This is a genomic window from Microcystis sp. M53602_WE12 (genome assembly GCF_030065455.1).
GTDB classification, from domain to species: domain Bacteria; phylum Cyanobacteriota; class Cyanobacteriia; order Cyanobacteriales; family Microcystaceae; genus Microcystis; species Microcystis aeruginosa.
Genome location: NZ_JASJFB010000682.1, coordinates 1 through 2662, shown reverse-complemented (window position 1 = coordinate 2662; position 2662 = coordinate 1). Strand labels below are relative to the sequence as shown.

Genomic DNA, 2662 nt, shown 5'->3' with positions numbered 1-2662 from the left:
TAAATCCTTATCTGGCAAGAGACTTAATTGATTAGTTCGCTCTAGATAAAAAACAATTGACAAAAATCGCTAAATGCCTTTCTATATAAGGGTTACATCCCTTATAATCCCCGTCCATTGCATAACACAAACCGAAGAGCCATAAAGTATCGAAAACCTCCGCTTCGAGAGAGGAAACCCTCGCCTCCTCTCCCTTGTAGGCATTACTTGCGGGCTTTGCGGACGGTACCCCCTAGCATTAATCGGCCCAAGGTGATAAAACCGAGAAGGCTAGAAGGTTCTGGAGTGGTCGTGGTGGGAACCGTCAGCACCGAAGAGATTCCGTACAAAGGGCGGAATGCTACCGGACCGTTAAACCCTGGACCAAAATCGCTCCCATAACGAACCCAATTTTTCGGTAATACTAGCAGGGTCGATTCCTACATTCGTAAAAGCGTCATTTAATATTGTTGAGGTGTGCGCCTCATTGTCAACAAAGGTGTTGTAGGTATTTATGTCAGTGCTTGTTGCTTGAATCGTGCCATCCGTAACAAATACCAAGCGATACTGATTACCAGGACTAAGACCAGAAGGAATCAGTTGAAAAGCTTCTGCAATGCCAGAGATGCCCAGAGTCGCAAAGGCAACCCCAGATAAAATACCCATAATCGTTAGTTTCATCTAAAATCAAGCTCTTTGAGCGTTGTAAGGATTATGCAAGTTTTGGAACCAAGTAAATTCCAGAAAAACCTTACCCCCCCCCGCACATTTGTCAAGTCTTTTACATAATTCTTAATATTTTTTTCGTTTTGCTCTCTGGCTCTCGTCCGGCTTCTCGAGGGAATCGCTAAAATGATCAGGGGTGTTTTAGAGGTAAGTCTATGAATGAACCGGTAACTCTTGAGGATATTTACCAGCTATTCCGCGCTTCCGCCGAGGAATATGATCGCCGGGCTGCCGAATCTAAGGCGGAATATGATCGCCATAGAGTCGAAATAGAGAACCTCCTGGCGGAATCTAAACTAGAAAGCGATCGCTCCATGGCAGAACTGAAACGGACGGTTGAACGAACCAGCAAAGCGGTAGATAGTCTCACCACTCGCTGGGGTCGATTTGTGGAAGAATTGGTAGAACCGGCGGTTTTACGGCTTTTTCAGGAAAAAGGCATCGATATTAAAGAAGTTTATCCCCGCGCTAGAGTCAAGCGTCAGGGCATCGCCATGGAAATTGATATCCTAGCGGTAGATGATACCGATCTCGTGGTGGTGGAATGTAAATCTAGATTATCTAAAGATGATGTGGATGAATTTATCGAAAAATTGACCCGCTTTAAAATCGCTTTTCCCCATTATCAAAACTATCGAGCTTACGGTGCGGTGGCGGGAATTGAAATCAACGAGGGGATCGATCGATACGCTTATAAAAAAGGTCTATTTGTGATTAAACCCTCTGGGGATACGGTGGCCATTATTAATGATGCCGACTTTCAACCGAATACTTGGTAATTTCCCTAGTCAAAACAATCGCTATGGTTAACCTTTCCTACACAAAAATCGCCTTCTTCCCAGTATCGGGAAATCGTTATTTAACCGCAGAGGAAAGGGCGAGGGCAGCTGCGGCGATCGCCAGTCAAGCAGGTTTGATCGCCCAGCAAGAAGGTTTAGCCAAACAGGAAGCGGAACAAAAAGCCCAACGACTAGCGGAAAGACTAAGATCACTGGGTATCAACCCCGATGAAATGTAGGGGTGGGTTCCAGGCAATTTTAGGGGATTAATCGCGTAATAATTCCGGTTCGGTTAATTCGTCGGTCATTTCCATCAAGGCCCGTTGGACGGGTTTAATCATCGGGTCATCGATATTTTCTACGGTATCGTAGCGGACGCGTTTGGCCCGTCTAGCGACTTGCACGACGATCGAGTAACGATTGCTGGCCGCATTCATCAGTTTATCGGTGAGATAAATCATCTCGGAGGAGTCGAATTTAAACCGTTTGGACATAGTTATATTTAGCCTTCTCTGGTGAATTTGGCACTTGTCACTGATAATAGGTTAGTGATAAGTTTTATTACTCAGTCCACCTTACCATATTTTGTCAACCTTAAGGATAGGGTTATCCTTGATCTCGATCGTATTTTGTCAACTACTTTTTACAAAACTTAAATCAATTTTATACAAGTTTAAAAATATACAAATAAAGAGATAATTTTTGAAATAAATATAGCGTTTCCCACACCTGTGTGGCACAGTTAAACCTTTGCTGATTAAGCTTTTCACCATCGACAATGTACCTCTTGCCAACAGGAAACGCTATAAACCCAAAAAAGGTATTGTAAAGTTTAAATACAAATATGGTCATATATAGTCATTCATGGTAGTATGTACAGACAAAACTATCGGACTAGGCAAAAAAAACAGGAATAAGTTATCGAACGGCTTGGAGGTGGTGGAAACAAGGGAATTTAACAGGCTATCAATTGCCTTCTGGTACAATTATGACAACGGATGACAACCCTTCAAAACCCGACGCTGAGTTAAAAGACAACGGACAATAATGTTAGTAGCCGAAAGACACATTATCAAGAAAGGACATCGATTTTGGGCTGAGATAGATAATTTATCTTGGCAGTCTAAAAATCTCTACAACTCAGCCAATTATTTAATCCGACAAAACTTCATTTATGG

Annotated in this window: 2 protein-coding genes and 2 pseudogenes; 2 read left to right on the top strand and 2 right to left on the bottom strand. The window is 42.7% G+C overall.

Annotation, left to right across the window (positions count from 1 at the left end):
- Positions 1-203: 203 nt before the first annotated feature.
- Positions 204-660, bottom strand: a pseudogene (locus PX482_RS21255) (PEP-CTERM sorting domain-containing protein).
- A 200-nt stretch (positions 661-860) separates the two neighbouring features.
- Here PX482_RS21255 and PX482_RS21250 point away from each other — a divergent pair.
- Both PX482_RS21250 and PX482_RS21245 read left to right on the top strand, forming a co-directional pair.
- Positions 861-1484, top strand: coding sequence for a DUF3782 domain-containing protein (locus PX482_RS21250; protein ID WP_288023976.1), 624 nt, complete (start codon positions 861-863; stop codon positions 1482-1484).
- Between the two features lie 53 nt (positions 1485-1537).
- Positions 1538-1723: pseudogene (locus tag PX482_RS21245) on the top strand (hypothetical protein); the annotation flags it as partial.
- 27 nt (positions 1724-1750) lie between these two features.
- Here the strand turns inward: PX482_RS21245 and PX482_RS21240 are convergent.
- Positions 1751-1978, bottom strand: coding sequence for a DNA-directed RNA polymerase subunit omega (locus PX482_RS21240; protein WP_002761217.1), 228 nt, complete (start codon positions 1976-1978; stop codon positions 1751-1753).
- Between the last annotated feature and the right edge of the window lie 684 nt (positions 1979-2662).

What these genes read in the sequence shown, in the direction of transcription:
- PX482_RS21250 (WP_288023976.1), top strand. Translation starts at nt 861, where the DNA reads ATGAATGAACCGGTAACTCTTGAGGATATTTACCAGCTATTCCGCGCT.
- PX482_RS21240 (WP_002761217.1), bottom strand. Translation starts at nt 1,978, where the DNA reads ATGTCCAAACGGTTTAAATTCGACTCCTCCGAGATGATTTATCTCACC.